13 protein-coding genes are annotated in these 17,181 nt (G+C 30.0%); 6 read left to right on the forward strand and 7 right to left on the reverse strand.

Annotated elements, in window-relative coordinates:
- Positions 1 to 4 precede the first annotated feature (4 nt).
- The 4 genes from B5464_RS10185 to B5464_RS10200 all read left to right on the forward strand — a co-directional run bounded on the left by B5464_RS10185 (position 5) and on the right by B5464_RS10200 (position 4,855).
- Positions 5 to 391 (forward strand): group III truncated hemoglobin, encoded by a 387-nt coding sequence (locus B5464_RS10185; RefSeq protein ID WP_079738273.1) that lies wholly within the window; start codon positions 5 to 7, stop codon positions 389 to 391.
- A gap of 122 nt (positions 392 to 513) precedes the next feature.
- Positions 514 to 1,578, forward strand: coding sequence for a 3-oxoacyl-ACP synthase III family protein (locus B5464_RS10190; RefSeq protein ID WP_079738274.1), 1,065 nt, complete (start codon positions 514 to 516; stop codon positions 1,576 to 1,578).
- Between the two features lie 101 nt (positions 1,579 to 1,679).
- Entirely contained in the window at positions 1,680 to 3,215 is a 1,536-nt protein-coding gene (gene guaA, locus B5464_RS10195) for a glutamine-hydrolyzing GMP synthase (RefSeq protein ID WP_077811261.1), read from the forward strand.
- Between the two features lie 5 nt (positions 3,216 to 3,220).
- Positions 3,221 to 4,855 (forward strand): LysM domain-containing protein, encoded by a 1,635-nt coding sequence (locus B5464_RS10200; protein ID WP_231963592.1) that lies wholly within the window; start codon positions 3,221 to 3,223, stop codon positions 4,853 to 4,855.
- Positions 4,856 to 4,934: 79 nt separating this feature from the next.
- Here the strand turns inward: B5464_RS10200 and B5464_RS10205 are convergent, their stop codons facing one another.
- Both B5464_RS10205 and ccsA read right to left on the reverse strand, forming a co-directional pair.
- Positions 4,935 to 5,450, reverse strand: coding sequence for a hypothetical protein (locus B5464_RS10205; RefSeq protein WP_077811263.1), 516 nt, complete (start codon positions 5,448 to 5,450; stop codon positions 4,935 to 4,937).
- A gap of 108 nt (positions 5,451 to 5,558) precedes the next feature.
- The gene (gene ccsA, locus B5464_RS10210) at positions 5,559 to 8,702 is read right to left on the reverse strand and encodes a cytochrome c biogenesis protein CcsA (protein WP_079738276.1); all 3,144 of its coding nucleotides are present in this window, start codon (positions 8,700 to 8,702) and stop codon (positions 5,559 to 5,561) included.
- A gap of 110 nt (positions 8,703 to 8,812) precedes the next feature.
- On the opposite strand from ccsA, the gene B5464_RS10215 reads away from it, so the two are divergent.
- Complete coding sequence (locus tag B5464_RS10215; protein WP_077811265.1) at positions 8,813 to 9,373, forward strand: hypothetical protein; 561 nt, start codon at positions 8,813 to 8,815, stop codon at positions 9,371 to 9,373.
- On the opposite strand, the gene B5464_RS10220 is transcribed toward B5464_RS10215, so the two are convergent.
- From B5464_RS10220 to B5464_RS10235, 4 genes are all read right to left on the reverse strand, one after another.
- Positions 9,374 to 10,144 (reverse strand): TIGR03915 family putative DNA repair protein, encoded by a 771-nt coding sequence (locus tag B5464_RS10220; protein WP_079738277.1) that lies wholly within the window; start codon positions 10,142 to 10,144, stop codon positions 9,374 to 9,376. It abuts the gene before it with no gap.
- Complete coding sequence (locus tag B5464_RS10225; protein WP_079738278.1) at positions 10,145 to 11,407, reverse strand: putative DNA modification/repair radical SAM protein; 1,263 nt, start codon at positions 11,405 to 11,407, stop codon at positions 10,145 to 10,147.
- Positions 11,408 to 11,588: 181 nt separating this feature from the next.
- Positions 11,589 to 12,956, reverse strand: coding sequence for an NAD-dependent succinate-semialdehyde dehydrogenase (locus B5464_RS10230; protein WP_079738279.1), 1,368 nt, complete (start codon positions 12,954 to 12,956; stop codon positions 11,589 to 11,591).
- Between the two features lie 6 nt (positions 12,957 to 12,962).
- On the reverse strand, positions 12,963 to 14,495 hold the full coding sequence (locus B5464_RS10235; RefSeq protein WP_079738280.1) for a GH3 auxin-responsive promoter family protein: 1,533 nt from the start codon (positions 14,493 to 14,495) through the stop codon (positions 12,963 to 12,965).
- A 177-nt stretch (positions 14,496 to 14,672) separates the two neighbouring features.
- Between B5464_RS10235 and B5464_RS10240 the strand changes: the two genes are divergently transcribed.
- Complete coding sequence (locus B5464_RS10240) at positions 14,673 to 15,011, forward strand: hypothetical protein (RefSeq protein ID WP_079738281.1); 339 nt, start codon at positions 14,673 to 14,675, stop codon at positions 15,009 to 15,011.
- A gap of 44 nt (positions 15,012 to 15,055) precedes the next feature.
- On the opposite strand, the gene scpA is transcribed toward B5464_RS10240, so the two are convergent.
- On the reverse strand, positions 15,056 to 17,119 hold the full coding sequence (gene scpA / locus B5464_RS10245; RefSeq protein WP_079738282.1) for a methylmalonyl-CoA mutase: 2,064 nt from the start codon (positions 17,117 to 17,119) through the stop codon (positions 15,056 to 15,058).
- Between the last annotated feature and the right edge of the window lie 62 nt (positions 17,120 to 17,181).

Consider the following 17,181-nt stretch of genomic DNA (forward strand, 5'->3'; position numbering starts at 1 on the left):
TCTAATGATTAAAAAAGATATTTCATCTAGAAAAGACATAAAATTAATTATTACCAATTTTTATGATTTACTTCTAAAGGATGATCAAATGCTTCCTTTTTTTGAAGATATCTTAATTAATAATCATTTAAATGAGCATTTAGAAATAATTACAGATTTCTGGAACGATATTTTGTTTCAAACTACAACTTATAAAAACAATACAATGCAAAAACATATAGATAAAAATGCATTTATTGAGTTTAAAAAGAAGCATTTTGCCATTTGGACATCGTATTTATTTACAACTATTGATGCAAATTTTTTTGGTGAAATAGCACAGCAAATGAAAAATAGAGCTACCTCTATTGCTACGGTTATGCAACTAAAAATGAATTTATACAAGCCTTAAACAACTGTTCTAAATTTTTACTTTAGAAATAAATTAACAGTTTGAACTTTCCATTACTATGCGTGCATAGTAAATTTAAACAAAATAGCTTTCTTACTTTTGAGAGATAAACCTCTTAAGATATGATTTCATCTAAAATTACTGGTACCGGAAGCTTTATTCCTTCTTTAAAAGTAGAAAACAATACATTTTTAAACTCAGAATTTTTAAATAATGACGGTTCAAGTTTTTCAGCAGACAACAATGTAATTATAGAAAAGTTTAAAGATATAACCGGTATCGTAGAAAGACGTTATGCAAAACCAGAAATAAATACTTCTGATATGGCTTTTTTTGCTGCAGAAAAAGCAATTGCAGATGCCAATATTAATTCAGAAGAATTAGACTATATAATTTTAGCACATAATTTTGGTGACTTAAAAGAAGGTCAAATTCAGGGAGATGCATTACCAAGTTTAGCGAGTAAGGTTAAACATAAATTAGATATTAAAAACCCTAATTGTGTTGCGTATGATATTCTTTTCGGTTGCCCAGGTTGGGTAGAAGGCGTAATACAGGCGCAAGCATTTATAAAAGCAAGAATCGCAAAAAAGTGTTTGGTAATTGGTGCAGAAACTTTGTCTAGAATTGTAGATAAACATGATAGAGATTCTATGATCTACAGTGATGGCGCAGGTGCTTGTATTGTAGAGCAAACTTTAGAAGGTGATTCTGGTATTATTAGTCATGCAACACAAACTTTTGCAAATGACGAAGCATATTTTTTACATTTTGGTAATTCTTATAATTTAAATGAAACCGACAATACACAATACATAAAAATGTATGGAAGAAAAATTTATGAGTTTGCAATAACAAATGTGCCTTCAGCCATGAAAACTGCTTTAGATAAAAGTGGTTACGGAATTAATGATGTTAAAAAGATTTTTATTCATCAAGCTAACGAAAAAATGGACGAGGCAATTGTAAAACGTTTTTATAGATTGTTTAAAGAAAAAGTACCAAAAGGAATTATGCCAATGAGTATACATAAGTTAGGTAATAGTTCTGTGGCTACAGTACCAACATTATTAGATTTAGTTTTAAAAGGAAATATAGAAAATCAGTCTGTTACAAAAGGAGATGTTGTTATTTTAGCTTCTGTTGGGGCTGGTATGAATATCAATGCAATTGTGTATAAAATTTAAACTTTTAAATCGAATTCTACTTAAAATGAACGAATTCTAATTTCTCGTAAAAAATATCGATTTCAGTATTTGAAATTTAAACTGAAATAGTATTTTTGCGCATGCAACAACACAACGTACTTATTTTAGATTTCGGATCGCAATACACACAACTTATTGCAAGAAGAGTTAGAGAATTAAACATTTATTGTGAAATTCATCCTTACAATCATCCACCAAAAAATCAATCAGAATTTAAAGCAATTATCTTATCGGGTAGTCCAAATTCTGTTAGAGGAGAAAATGTTTTACATCCAGATTTAACAGATCTTAGAGGAAAAAAACCAATGTTAGCCGTATGTTATGGCGCTCAATATTTGGCTCATTTTTCTGGCGGAAAAGTAGCACCTTCAAACACAAGAGAATATGGTAGAGCAAATTTATCTTACATAAAAGGTAATGAAACTTTCTTTGAAAATATTTCTGAAGGTAGCCAAGTTTGGATGAGTCACTCAGACACAATTAAAGAATTACCTACAAATGGCGAGTTATTAGCTAGTACTAAAGATGTAGAAAATGCCGCTTATAAAATAAAAGGTGAAGATACTTATGCGATTCAATTTCATCCAGAAGTATATCACTCTACAGATGGTAAACAATTATTAGAAAATTTTCTTGTAAAAATTGCAGGTGTAGCACAAACCTGGACACCAGATTCTTTTGTTGAAAGCACAGTAAACGCTATCAAAGAAAAAGTAGGTAAAGATAAAGTTGTTTTAGGACTTTCTGGTGGTGTAGATTCTACAGTAGCAGCAGTTCTTTTAAACAAAGCTATCGGAGAAAATCTATATTGTATTTTTGTAAACAACGGTCTTTTACGTAAAAATGAATTCGAAAGTGTATTGGCACAATACGAAGGAATGGGTTTAAACGTAAAAGGTGTAGATGCATCGGCACGTTTTTTGAAAGCTCTTGAAGGTATTTCTGATCCAGAGAAAAAAAGAAAAGCCATTGGAAACGCATTTATAGAAGTTTTTGATGACGAGGCCAACCAAATAAAAGACGTAACTTGGTTAGCACAAGGCACAATTTATCCTGATGTTATTGAGTCGGTTTCTGTAAACGGAGGACCATCAGCAACTATTAAAAGTCATCATAATGTTGGTGGATTGCCAGATTATATGAAATTAAAAATTGTAGAGCCTTTGCGTATGATTTTTAAAGATGAAGTAAGAAGAGTTGGAGCTTCTATGGGAATTGATTCAGAATTATTAGGTCGTCATCCTTTTCCAGGACCAGGTTTAGGAATTAGAATATTAGGAGACATTACAGCAGAAAAAGTAAGAATTTTACAAGAAGTTGATGCTGTTTTTATAAACGGATTAAAAGAAGACGGTTTGTACGATAAAGTTTGGCAAGCAGGTGCAATGTTGTTGCCTGTAAACTCTGTTGGTGTAATGGGCGATGAAAGAACATACGAAAAAGTTGTTGCTTTAAGAGCTGTAGAAAGTACAGACGGAATGACGGCAGATTGGGTAAATTTACCGTATGAATTTTTACAAAAAACTTCAAATAAAATAATAAATCAAGTAAAAGGCGTTAATAGAGTAGTGTATGACATTAGTTCTAAACCACCTGCAACTATAGAATGGGAATAAAATATATGAAACATCTTAAATTTTTTGTTTTTCTGTGTATTCTAACGTTTACCGTATCATGCGGTCAGCAAAAAAAATACATTCAATATAAAGTAAAAGAAGGAGAATCTATTGGTGAGATTGCTAAGAAATTAGATATGAAAACCAAAGATTTATTGCGTCTTAATCCTGATGTAGATAAAAATCCGGATGCTAATACTGTAATCATTATTCCTAACAAGAATATGAATTCGGTAAGTAATTCTATTTCAAAAGAAAAGGATGAAAATGCAACAGAAGACAATTCTAAAGTAAAGGAAGCAGAAAACTTAGACGTTGATTTAATATCAGAAAAAGAAAAACAAAGAAGTTTGTTAATTTCTGAGTTAGAAAAAGAATTCAAAATTCACGAAGTTAAAAAAGGAGATACTTTTTTTAGCTTAACGAGGTTTTACAGTGTTTCTAGAGAAGAGTTAATCAAATTAAACCCAGAATTAAAAGATGGTTTAAAACTTGGGCAACTTATAAAAATTATGCCCGTAGAAGATGTTTTTGAAGAAGAACTGGTTTATGTAGACGAAATTAAAGATGGTGTTTCTATAAATGCTGCAATTCTATTACCTTTTAGAGCGCAAGAGTTAGAAGCAAAAACTAGCGATGAAATTTTTGGAAACAGTAGATTGGCAAATATTGTTACTGATTTATATTTGGGTGCAGAAATAGCAATAGATTCGTTAAGAAAACAAGGTGTAGAATTAAACGTAGAAGTTTTTGATACAGGTAGAAATAGTACAAAAATTAAAACAATTGTTGCAGAAAATAATCTTAAGAAAAAAGATGTAATTATTGGTCCTTTGTATTCTGAAGAGGTAGAATATGTAGCAGATAATGTAAATGCACCTATTGTTTTTCCGGTATATTCTAAAAAGCAATCAAAATTCTCTTCTAGTAGAATTATAAAAACGTCTCCAAATAAAAAATTATTTAGAGATAAGTTGTTAAGTTATATAGAAGAAAGCTTTCATGACGGAAACATAATTATTGTTGGAGATGGAAAATCAACTTCTAACTTTGATTCTAATAAAATTAGAGAAGTTTTAAAATCACACGATTCTATAAACAGTGTTAGCTTAATCACACCAAAAGATGGTTATATAAAAAAGCAAAAATTTACAGATGTTTTAAAACCAAATATGAAAAATATTGTTGTATTAACAACAAGCGATAAAATTATTATTGCAAGTGTTATCAATAGTTTAATTAGTTTGCCAGAAGAAACAACTGCATCATTATTTACTTTTGATAAGGTTAGCGCATTTGATAAAATAGACAATTCTAAATTAGCTAAATTAGGTTTTACATATGTTAGCGATGAGTATGTTAGAGAAGATTCTTACAGCGCCATGGCTTTTAATAAAAGTTATTTAGCTAAAAACGGAGTTTTGCCTTCTGCATATGCTACAAAAGGTTTTGATGTAACTTATGATATTCTTGTGCGTTTGGCATCAGGAAAAAGTTTAAAATCTACTTTTGATGATGGTTATTCTTACAGAGTAGAAAGTAAGTTTGATTATACAGATAAGCTTTTTAAAATAGTAGAAAATAAAGGTTTGTTTATTGTAAAGTATAATGAAGATTTAACTCTAACAAGAATAAAGTAATCTTAGAGTTTTAGATATAAAAAAATCCGATGAAAATTATTTCATCGGATTTTTTTATGCAATATAAAGAAATTAAACGTTAGATTTTTTTCATCTGTTGTTTCATCATTTGCATTTGTTCTTTTAACATACCATGTTTATCTAATTTTTTAGCCTCTGCCATTAAATTAGTAGCTTCTCTTTTACGTCTTTTAGTCATTGCAATTCCTGCTAATTGCAACTTAGCCATCGCCAAATCATGATCCATAGACAAGCCAAGTTTTACAGCTTTGCGTAAATATTTTTCTGATTGTGTAATATTCTTTTGGCTTAACATAATACCATGTAAATAATTATAATAACCTTGTTGTTTTACAATTAAAGCAGCCTCTGGATTTTTGATATAATCTAACCATTTTTTTGTTCCTTCGAAATTCTGCTTACGTAATTGTAAAAAAGCAAGTAAAATAAACTCGTTTTTAAAATAAAATAAAACAAAAATTCCTGCTAATAGTAAGATTGAAATTCCGTTCATGATATTTCCTTGTGCAAAATGGTAAACAGCCCAAACAGAAATTAAACCGGCTAAAATTAATTTAATATTTTTATGAAACATATAAGTATTTCTTTTGTGATTTCTAGTAAACTAGAATATTTATGATTGATTTTTTCGTGAGCAAAAATACATTTTCTTCTTAAAATATAAAGTTACTTCCTTTTAAAATTATTTTTTATAATATTTTTTGTGTTTTATAAATGCGAAAACACCTATTATTAATACAAAACCAACAGAATAATAAACAGATGTTGGTGTAATTACCCTGTCTCCGCTAGCATAAGAATGTAAACCAGCTAAGTAAAAATTAACTCCGAAATAAGTCATCATTATAGAAGCGTATGCAATAATAGACCACAAGTTAAACGTGTACTTGCTTCGTAAACCAGGTATCAATCGCATGTGTAATACAAACGCATAAATCATTATAGAAATTAAAGCCCAAGTTTCTTTAGGATCCCAACCCCAATAACGCCCCCAACTTTCGTTAGCCCACATTCCGCCTAAAAAGTTACCAATAGTTAACATTACCAAACCAACAGTTATAGACATCTCGTTAATTATGGTAATTTCTTTAATATTTAAGTCCATTCTCTTTTTATTCTTATCATTCGTAAAAATCATTAATAAGAGTGCAAAGATTCCTAAAATCATACCTAAAGATAACGGACCGTAACTAGCTACAATAATAGAAGTGTGTACCAATAACCACCAAGAATTTAAAACTGGTTGTAAGTTAGCAATTTCTGGATCTAACCAATTTTGATGAGCAAAACCTAAGGTAATTGCTACTAAAAATGTAGTTGCAGTAATTGTAAGTGCAGATTTTCGTCCAAAGAAAAGCCCAAACAACATTGTTGCCCAAGCAACAAAAATAATAGATTCGTATGCATTACTCCAAGGTGCATAACCACTTATATACCATCTAGCAATTAAACTTAACGTATGAAATACAAATAAACCAACAGCACCAAAAGATAATATTTTAACTGTGTTGTTTATCAATTTTTTAGAAATAAAGATTTGCCATAAAACAAAAATTAATAATAAAAAACTTAAGTAACCATAGTACTTTGATAGCAATTGAAATGGTTGAATTTTATTATATGAGATTTCTAATTCTATTTTTTTGTCTGTAGGTATTACTTCTGATCCAAATTTTTGTTGAAATTTTTTAATTCCGTCTAAAATTTTATCAGCATCTGAATAATCACCGGTTTTCTTACCTTTTTGTAAAAAGTTAATATAAACAGGTAAAGATTGTCTTACAAAAACAGAATCTGTTCCCTTAAAATTAGCTTCAGAAGTTTCTGGTTGTGAAACCCATTTGTTGTTTTCATCACCAGGTATTGGATAAATTTTAAGAATTCCACCGCCAATAGCAGAATATAGTAAACCAATTCTTCTATCGATTTTAATTAAATCTTTTTCAAATTTATTTTTAATTTTCTTCTTTTGTGCTTCTGCAACTTTCTTTTCTATTTTATAAATACCAACAGGAGTTATAAAATCTGTTAATGCGGCGTATTCTGTAGTTTCTGCAACACCTATAAGTTCTCTAATTTGAGTATTCCCTTTTTCTAAATAAATTACCGGAACTTCAAACCAAAATCTAGGATTTTCTATAATAGATAATAAAACCTGACTAGGTTCCATACCTTTAAATTTCTCAGATTTGCTCACTTTTCTTACCAATTCAGAAGCAAAAGTATGCGCTGGTTTCATTCTACCGTTATCCTGAATAACCAATTTATTAAAGCTTTCTGCATGCGCTACATCTACCATGTTAGCTTTTAAAATAGAATCTATTTGCTGATTGGTAATTTTATTAGGTTGATGCTGATTTTGATGTTGAGCAAAAGTAAAACTAGATAAGAATATTGCAAATACAACAGACATTGTTAGCTTCTTCTTTTTAATTTTTGTTAATCTTTTTTTAAGATCATCAAAACGAGTATTTTTTGCAAAAAGAATACATATCATACCAATATATAAGAGCGAGTAACCTAAATAAGTTACAAAAGTGCCCAAGAAATCATGATTTACAGATAAATGTGTTTCTTCTTTTTCTCCTGATAAATCGTAACTAGCTTGAAAAAATTTATAACCTCTATGGTCTAATATATGATTCATAAAAATTCTATAATCAAAAGTTTCTTTAGGATCTATTACAGTAACTTCACTAGCGTATGCAGCAGCACTTTCTGAACCTGGATATTTATCTAATTGAAAATCGTTTAGCTTAATACTAAATGGTGTTGTAAGAATTTTGGCACCATACAAAACTCTAAAATTTAAGCCACCAACAGAAACTTCTTTAGAACCATCAGAATTAAATTTACCGCCTTTTAGTTCTACTCTTTTGGTCTCATTATTTGCCGTTACATCTAAAGTAATAACATCTAAAACACTATCACTTTTTGGTCCGCTAACTGTTTTCATTATACCTTTTTCTGCAGGTTTTGGTATTACAAATTGTAATTTACCAATGTTGTGTAAAGTTAGGTATTGAAAATTTTGAAGAGAATCTTTAACTACTTTTCCTTTCTTTTGATCTGCCATTCTAAACCAATCTCCATCGTCTTTAGAAATCATTTTTAATGCACCATCTTTATTTGTAAAGTTAATAGATGCGTTATTGTTATCGGCTTCAAAACCAACTAAAACACCGTGAATGTTTTGTAATGTTCCTTTTTTTATCCAATGTTCGTGGCGTGTACCTTCAGAAGATTCTACAAAGAATAAATGTTCTACACCATTTTCATCTTCAATTAATTTTTTTTCTGCCCACGGAATGTAGTCTACCAATTCAAATTTAAAATCGATGTCATTTTTATCAGTTTTAAAATTATCTGCGTAAGACCAAGAATTAGAACCCCAAGCAGAAAGCATAATAGGTGCATTTATTTCTGGTTTTTGCGAATTACCATCGTCTACAATTGCATTTAAATATGTTGTTTCCGATAAAAATTTATCTGTTGTTTCGCCTTCTTTAATTAGCATTATGCCTTCGTAACCGTGGTAACGTGTAATACCAGCACCTACTAGTATTAATAAAAAAGCTGCATGAAACATTAAAACGGGCCATTTTTCTTTTTTGTAAAGTTTGTATCTAAAAATATTACCAAAGAAATTAATTACAAAGAAAACCATGATAGCTTCAAACCACCAAGCATTGTAAATTAAAGCTTTAGAAGTTTGTGTACCGTAATCATTTTCTATAAAAGTGGCTATTGCCATTGCAGTTGCAAATAAGAAAAATAATATCGCCATTAAGCGAGTAGAATATAGGAAATTTAATAATTTTTTCATCCTTTTGAAATGCTTTTTAAAAGAGTTACAAATTTAAGCATAAAAGCACAAAAGAACTTCTAGATAGCGGTATATTTATGTATTAAAGTTTTAAAAAAATCACAATATTTATGTCTTCATATCATATCATACCAAATTCTATAAAAGCAGAAGTAGAAACCGCTTTAAAATATTATCCGCAGTTAAAAAATATTCATATAGAATTTAAGTTTAAAAAGAATATTAAAAAATCTACAATGCAAGCGAGACCAACTTTTGATAGTTTTTTTAAATCTAAAAAAGAGCGTAAATTTTTAATTTTAATTAGTGAGAAATTTAAAATTTCTGATAAAGAATTTTCTACCAGAGATATACCTACGGATGTATTTATTGGTTGGATTGGTCATGAATTAGGGCATATTATGGATTACCAAGATAGAAGCAAGTTAAACCTAATTTGGTTTGGAGTTAAATATCTTTTTTCTGATAATCATATTGTTGAAGCAGAAAGAGCTGCTGATAGTTTTGCTGTAAAACACAAAATGGAATCGTATATTTTAAAAACAAAGGATTTTATTTTAAATAATGCTGATGTTTCTGAAGTTTATAAAAAAAGAATAAAGAGATATTATTTATCTCCGGAAGAAATAATGGTGTTAGTTGAAGAAAGAAATAACTTAACTGCAGTTTAATTAAGGTTGTTTTTCGCTTAAATATTTCCAATATCTTTTTGGAACATGCTGAATATGAAGTTTCATGTTTTTTCTCTCTGTTATATTTGTGCTTTTAAAGTAGTTTTGCCAAAGCGTTTGAAACTCAAACTCTTCTTCAGAAAAAAAGTTTTTATCAGTTTTAGAAAAATCGAAATTTTTAGGAAACTCCATTTGCATTATTGTAACTACTTCTAAATCGTAATATAATCCGTAATTTCTTTTAATATCATAAATAACCCACTTTTGGTCTGCATATCTGCTTTTAAAGTGCTTAGAAATTAATGGTAAAACATTAAAATCTGGAGCTATGTTTGCAAAATAAATTGCGTCTTTTGTAAGTTTAAATCTAACAAAAGCTTCCATTCTATGTTTTTCTCTACTAACGTTTTTAGCAATTTTTGATGTTTTTAAAACACTATCGTAAGTAAAATCTGTGTCTACTTTATTATTACTCTTAAAGATATAAGATATATAGTCTAATAAAATATTTTCTACCCCAGGCTGCTCGCTTAAAAATGCGTAATAAATTTTTGTGGTGCTAATTGTAGATGCTTTGGTTTTTAAACCTTTCCAAACTCTGTCTGCTTTGTCTTTATTTGTACTTATTTTTTCATTTTCAGAAAATAAGGCATTTTGTAAAACAAACTCATTCTGAATTTTAGCATTTTTAAGTTTATATTCAAAAACGTAAAAAACACAACATAGAAATCCGTCAAAAGAGCCATCGTAAATTAGTGTTTTCTCTTGCATTTAAGAGAATAAATTTAATTGCGGACTTAGCATTTTATCATATTTGCTCTTAGAATTCTTCAAGATCTTTGCCTTTAATTTTTCTGCTGTTAAATCTCGTCTTTCAAAAATATTGCTATCGCAAACTAAAAAGTATTGTGCTCTGTTAAAAGCGATTCCTATTTTTTTAAGATGATCCCAATTTAATCTTCTGTATTTTCTTGCCATTAAAATTTTAGAAACAGATTTCATACCAACTCCCGGAATTCTAGCCAGCATTCTTTTGTCTGCTGTATTTACATCAACCGGAAATTCATGCAAATTTCTTAAAGCCCAACTTAATTTAGGATCGATATCTAAATCTAAGTTTTGATGATTTAGATTTACTATTTCATTGGTTTGAAAGCCATAAAAACGAGTTAACCAATCTGATTGATACAATCGATTTTCTCTTAACATGGGTACTTCAGTTCCTATTTTTGGCAATCGGTTATCTAAACTTATTGGCACATAACCAGAATAATAAACTCTTTTTAAATTGTAGTTTTTATAATAATGCTCTGCAGTTTTTAAAATTTGAAAATCGTTTTCTCCACTTGCACCAACAATCATTTGAGTGCTTTGGCCTGCAGGCGCATATTTTGGCGTGCTTTTTATAATTTTCTTTTCGGTTTTGTATTGAATGATTTCATTCTTAACCTTATTCATTGGTTTTATAAAATCATCAAAATTTTTATCAGGTGCTAATAATTTTAATCCAGATTTTGTTGGTATTTCTATATTAACACTTAATCGGTCTGCGTATAATCCAGCTTCTCTCATCAATTCATCAGAAGCACCCGGAATCGATTTTAAATGTATATAGCCATTAAAATTTTCTTCTAAGCGTAATTTTTTTGCAACGGCAACCAAACGTTCCATTGTGTAATCTGCACTTTTAAAAATTCCTGAACTTAAAAATAGCCCTTCAATATAGTTTCTGCGATAAAAATTGATAGTTAAATCGACTACTTCTTGCACCTTAAAAGCAGCACGTTTAACATCGTTACTTTTACGAGTAACGCAATAGGCACAATCAAAAATACAATGATTTGTAAGTAGTATTTTTAATAAAGAAACGCATCTACCGTCTTCTGTGTACGAATGGCAAATTCCCATACCAGTTGCATCGCCCAAACCTTTATTTGTATTTGTTCTTTTACTTCCACTAGAAGAACATGAAACGTCGTATTTAGCGGCGTCAGCAAGAATTTTAAGTTTTTCTAAGGTTCTAGTAAATGACATAAATAACTGATAAGTAGTTTTTTGCGTGTTCGATTTTTTTAATGAAAATAGCTTTGCAATTTACAAAATAATTTAAGTTTTTGTAGTGGTAATTATTAGATTTAACATAAAAAAAATCCAATTTTTAAAATTGGATTTTTTATTGAGTATTTTAGTAAGTGAGTTATGTTTTTAATCTTTCTTAGTCAATCCAAATAGATTTTGTGTTTACAAACTCTTTAATTCCGTAACTAGAAAGTTCTCTTCCGTAACCACTATTTTTAATTCCGCCAAATGGCATTCTAGGGTCAGAAGCTACCAGTTTATTAACAAAACTATTTCCGGCTTCTAATTGTAGAGCAATTTTTTCACCTCTTTCAGAATTTCCTGTTAAGACACCAGAGCCTAAACCAAAAGTAGAGTTGTTTGCCAATTCTATAGCTTCGTCTTCATCTTTAGCTTTAATAACAGAAGCAACGGGTCCAAAAAGTTCTTCATCAAAGGCAGTCATTCCTGGTTTTAATTCTGATAAAATTGTAGCTGGATAAAAAGCACCAACACGATCAGGAATTTTTCCTCCTAAAACTAATTTTCCACCTTGTTTTATCGTTTTTTCTACTTGTTCATGAATTTCATTTCTTAAATCAATTCTTGCCATTGGTCCGAAATACGCATCTTCGTCTGTAGGATTGCCTAATTTTGCATCTTGCATTTTCTTAGTAAATAATTTTAGAAAATCATCATAAATACCTTCTAAAACTATAAAACGTTTAGCAGCAATACAAGTTTGCCCGTTGTTTTGTAACCTACCAAAAGTAGCTAAATCTGTAGCTTTTTCTAAATCGGCATCATCTAAAACAATGTAAGCATCGCTACCGCCCAATTCTAATACGGTTTTCTTTAAATTTTCTCCCGCAATTTTTGCAACAGATCTTCCAGCAGGTTCACTACCAGTTAGTGTTACTGCAACGATATTTTCATCTTCTATAATTGGTTTAATTAATTTTGAGGTTACATTTAAATTGGTAAAAGTTCCGCTAGGAAAACCAGCTTCTTTAAAAGCATTTTCTAATGCATATGCGCAACCTTGTACATTAGATGCGTGTTTTAAAACAGCTGTATTACCAGTCATTAAAGCAGGTGCTGCAAATCTAATTACTTGGTAAAACGGAAAATTCCATGGCATTACAGCCAAAGTTACACCTAAGGGTTGATATGTAACATAGCTTTTTTTAGCTTCTGTTTCTATAATTTTATCTGCTAATAATTCTTCAATGTTATCTGCATAATATCTACAAACTAAAGCACATTTTTCAATTTCTTTTTTAGATTGAGAAATTATTTTCCCCATTTCTTCTGTTGCTAAATTTGCATATTCGTTCTTTTTTTTATCAAAAATATCTGCAAGTTTGTGCATTAATTTAGAGCGTTCTTCGAACGAAGTGTTTTTCCAATTTAAATAGGCTTTATTTGCTATTTCAACTTTATTTAATGCTTCTTCTTTAGAGTCTCTTTTGTATGTTTTTATTTCTTTTTCCGTTGCCGGATTAATAGTTGTAATTGTTTCCATAATTAATTATTTAAGATCGTTGTTATTTACAAAACGTTCCCATTCTGCAAATTTAGATTCTTTCATAACGCGTTCCATTTTTACTTGTCCGCCTTTTTTCTTGTTACTATCATTCCAATCATAAAATTTTTCTACCGGAATAATGTTTACTTTAACTCCTTTTAAAGCTTTGCTTCTAGCAACTTTGTAATTTTTATTAGCTTTTTTTAAATAGTTATCTAATTCATCAACAATTTTAGAATTATCTTCTTTCAATTCTGTTCCTAAATACCAAGAATGATAAAACTCGCCATCTTCAAATCTTTTTGCACAAATAGTATATTCGGTTATTTGAGTAGCAAATTTTTCTTCTAAATATTGAATAGCATCATCCATTTTATTAACAGATAATTGAGAACCTACTGTATTTAAAAAGAATTTTGTTCTACCCGTAATTTTAATTTCTGCTTTTTCTACATCTGTAAATTCGATTGTATCACCAATTAAATATCGCCAAGCGCCACTAACGGTACTAATTATTAAGATATAATCTTGATTTAAAACTACATTATCTAAACTAACAGAAGGTGCATTTTGCTTTAAAGAACCATCTTCGTTTATATAATCAGGATTCATAGGCACAAATTCAAAATAAATACCATTTTCTGTATTTAATTGCATTGCATCTGTTTCTGGTCTTGTTTGTGTTGCAATATAACCTTCGGATGCTAAATAAGTGTCAATTACAGTTACCGGTTTTCCTAATAATGCTTTAAAACTTTTCTCATAAGGACCAAAAGCAACACCTCCTGATGTGTAAACCTTTAAGTTTGGCCATATTTCATGAATATTTTCTAAATTATGATGTTCGATCACTTTTTGTAGCATTAATTCTATCCATGCCGGAATACCACTTAAAGCGCCAATATCCCAAGATTTTGCATTTTCTGCTATATGATTTACACGCTCGTCCCAGTCTTCTATTTTAGCAATTTCTTCTCCGGGTTTATAATATCCTTTAAACCAAAACGGAATGTTACTTGCACTAATTCCGCTAATTTCTCCTTCTAAATGATCGTCCTTTTCAGCTAAATCTGTAGAACTACCTAACATCATAATGTCTTTTTCGAAAAAATCTGCTGGTAATTCGAAGTTGTTAAGAGAAGTAACTTGTTTAATTCCAGAGCTTCTAATGGCAGAAATCATATCATCGGTTACAGGAATTCTTTTACTTGTTTTACCTGTTGTACCAGAGCTTAATGCAAAATAAGAAGGTGAACCTGTCCAAGTTACATCTTCTTCACCTTCATGAATTTTATACCACCAATTTTTATGTAAAGAATTGTAATCAAAATAAGGTACTTCTTTACGAAATGCTGTTTGAGTATTTTCAGAATTTAAAATTTCTTCAAAATTATAATGCTTTCCAAATTGTGTTTCTTTAGCAGTTTCTAATAATTTATTTAATATTTCTTTCTGATTTTCTATATGATTTGTTTCGGTAGAAAGTGTATCAGTTAAACTGATAATTCCTTTAATTATATTTCCTAAAATAGCCATGGTTGAATTGTTTTACACAAATTTAATCGAATACAGGCTGTAATGTTGTCGTTAATCGATTTAAAATTAACTCTATCAAAAAAATATAGAAGTTTTGTTTGCGTTAATTTTTATATGGATTGCGATATTCAAAATTTAAGAATGTTTCTAATTTAGTGAAAATTAAAAATCTACATTATGAATAACGAAGGAACAAACGAATTAGATTTCATTAAAAAATATGAAAACGAAGGATATACAAATAGTTACAGAGTAGACGGAAATATGTTGATTGAAAACGGATCTGACATTAGGTTTACACCAAACGGAATTAAGGTTGTAGCTAAACACAGATACGAAGGTTATAGTAATCCGTCTGATATGTCTATATTATATGTAATTGAAACGAAAGATGATACTAAAGGAACAATTTTGGTTCCGTATGGTAATACAAACGAAACAGAAACATTAGAGTTTTTTAATAAAATTCCTGATGAGAATTTTTCTGAATCAGAAAACATTATGTTTAAGAAATAGATGAAGAATAAAAAAAGCAACTTTTTAAAGTTGCTTTTTTTAAATTATTCAGAAATACTATCTATTAAAATGGTTAACATATCTATTGCTGCTTGTGCAATCTTAGTTCCTGGGCCAAAAACCCCAACAGCGCCTGCATCAAATAAATATTGATAATCTTGTGCAGGAATAACACCACCAACAATTACCATAATATCTTCTCTTTCATATGCTTTTAATTCTGCAATTACTTGCGGCACCAAAGTTTTATGTCCTGCTGCCAAAGAAGATATTCCTAAAATATGTACATCATTTTCTACAGCTTGTTTAGTTGCCTCTTTTGGTGTTTGAAATAAAGGACCAATATCTACATCAAAACCTAAATCTGCATAACCAGTAGCAACAACTTTTGCACCTCTATCGTGGCCATCTTGCCCCAATTTAGCAATCATTATTCTTGGTCTTCTGCCTTCTAGTTCTGCAAATTTATCTGCTAACTCTTTGGCTTCTTTAAATACTTTATCTTCTTTAATTTCTTTACTATACACACCAGAAATTGTTTTATGAACTGCTTTATGTCTTCCGAATTCTACTTCTAAAGCATCAGATATTTCACCTAAAGTAGCTCTGTTTTTAGCTGCCTTTACCGCTAAATCTAATAAGTTTTCGTTACCGGATTTTGCAGCGCTTGTTAAATCTGAAAGCGAAGATTTAACGGCATCATTATTTCTATCTGCTTTTAGTTTATTTAATCTTTCTATTTGAGAGTTACGAACAGCTTCATTATCTACCTCTAAAATATGCAGAGGATCTTCTTGCGCTAACTTGTACTTGTTTACCCCAACAATTAAATCTTGTCCGCTATCTATCTTAGCTTGCTTTTTTGCAGCAGCTTCTTCAATCCTCATTTTCGGAATTCCTTTTTCAATAGCCTTTGTCATTCCGCCTAATTCTTCTACTTCTTGTATAAGTACCCAAGCTTTGTTTGCTATTTCTTCGGTTAATTCTTCTACGTAATAACTACCTGCCCAAGGATCTACTGTTTTTGTTATGTGAGTTTCTTGTTGAAGGTATATTTGAGTATTTCTCGCAATTCTAGCAGAAAAATCTGTTGGTAAAGCAATGGCTTCATCCAAAGCATTTGTATGTAAACTTTGTGTGCCACCAAATGCTGCAGCCATAGCCTCTATGGTAGTTCTAGCAACATTATTAAAAGGATCTTGTTCTGTTAAAGACCAACCACTTGTTTGGCAATGAGTTCTTAATGCTAAAGATTTTGGATTTTTAGGATTGAATTGTTTTACAATTTTTGCCCATAACATTCTAGCTGCTCTTAATTTAGCTATTTCTGTAAAATGATCCATGCCAATAGCCCAAAAGAAAGATAATCTTGGTGCAAATAAATCAATATCCATACCAGCATCAATTCCTTTTCTAATATATTCTAAACCATCTGCTAATGTATAAGCCAATTCAATTTCTGCAGTGGCACCAGCCTCTTGCATATGATAACCAGAAATAGAAATAGAATTAAATTTTGGCATATTATTACTGGTATATTTAAAAATATCAGCAATAATTTTCATTGATGGAGAAGGAGGGTAGATGTAAGTGTTTCTTACCATAAACTCCTTTAAAATATCATTCTGGATTGTTCCAGAGAGTTTGTCTAATGAAACACCTTGTTCTTCTGCAGCGACAATATAAAATGCTAAAATTGGTAATACAGCACCATTCATAGTCATAGAAACAGACATCTTATCTAATGGAATCTGATCAAATAAAACTTTCATGTCTTCTACAGAGTCAATTGCAACACCAGCTTTACCTACGTCTCCTTGAACTCTTTCGTGATCTGAATCGTAGCCTCTATGAGTTGCCAAATCAAATGCAACAGACAATCCTTTTTGACCTGCCTTTAAATTTCTTCTATAAAAAGCATTGCTTTCTTCTGCAGTAGAAAAACCTGCGTATTGTCTTATTGTCCAGGGTCTTCTAACGTACATTGTAGAATAAGGACCTCTTAAATTTGGTGCAATACCAGCTACAAAGTTTTCATGTTTAAAACTTTTCTCTTTAAGATTATTATCTTTTAATAACGATATGTTTTCTACAGATTTTCTACTCATCTTCTAATTTCATTAAATTATATATTTTCGAACCTATATTTTTTGATAATTTTTCTTTTCGC

The organism is Polaribacter sp. KT 15, from assembly GCF_900143115.1.
GTDB lineage: Bacteria > Bacteroidota > Bacteroidia > Flavobacteriales > Flavobacteriaceae > Polaribacter > Polaribacter marinaquae.

Coding starts and splice junctions, on each gene's coding strand:
- B5464_RS10235 (WP_079738280.1), bottom strand. CDS start 14,495: ATGGCTATTTTAGGAAATATAATTAAAGGAATTATCAGTTTAACTGAT.
- B5464_RS10240 (WP_079738281.1), top strand. CDS start 14,673: ATGAATAACGAAGGAACAAACGAATTAGATTTCATTAAAAAATATGAA.
- ccsA (WP_079738276.1), bottom strand. CDS start 8,702: ATGAAAAAATTATTAAATTTCCTATATTCTACTCGCTTAATGGCGATA.
- B5464_RS10225 (WP_079738278.1), bottom strand. CDS start 11,407: ATGTCATTTACTAGAACCTTAGAAAAACTTAAAATTCTTGCTGACGCC.
- B5464_RS10190 (WP_079738274.1), top strand. CDS start 514: ATGATTTCATCTAAAATTACTGGTACCGGAAGCTTTATTCCTTCTTTA.
- B5464_RS10230 (WP_079738279.1), bottom strand. CDS start 12,956: ATGGAAACAATTACAACTATTAATCCGGCAACGGAAAAAGAAATAAAA.
- B5464_RS10215 (WP_077811265.1), top strand. CDS start 8,813: ATGTCTTCATATCATATCATACCAAATTCTATAAAAGCAGAAGTAGAA.
- B5464_RS10200 (WP_231963592.1), top strand. CDS start 3,221: ATGAAACATCTTAAATTTTTTGTTTTTCTGTGTATTCTAACGTTTACC.
- B5464_RS10185 (WP_079738273.1), top strand. CDS start 5: ATGATTAAAAAAGATATTTCATCTAGAAAAGACATAAAATTAATTATT.
- B5464_RS10205 (WP_077811263.1), bottom strand. CDS start 5,450: ATGTTTCATAAAAATATTAAATTAATTTTAGCCGGTTTAATTTCTGTT.
- scpA (WP_079738282.1), bottom strand. CDS start 17,119: ATGAGTAGAAAATCTGTAGAAAACATATCGTTATTAAAAGATAATAAT.
- B5464_RS10220 (WP_079738277.1), bottom strand. CDS start 10,144: ATGCAAGAGAAAACACTAATTTACGATGGCTCTTTTGACGGATTTCTA.
- guaA (WP_077811261.1), top strand. CDS start 1,680: ATGCAACAACACAACGTACTTATTTTAGATTTCGGATCGCAATACACA.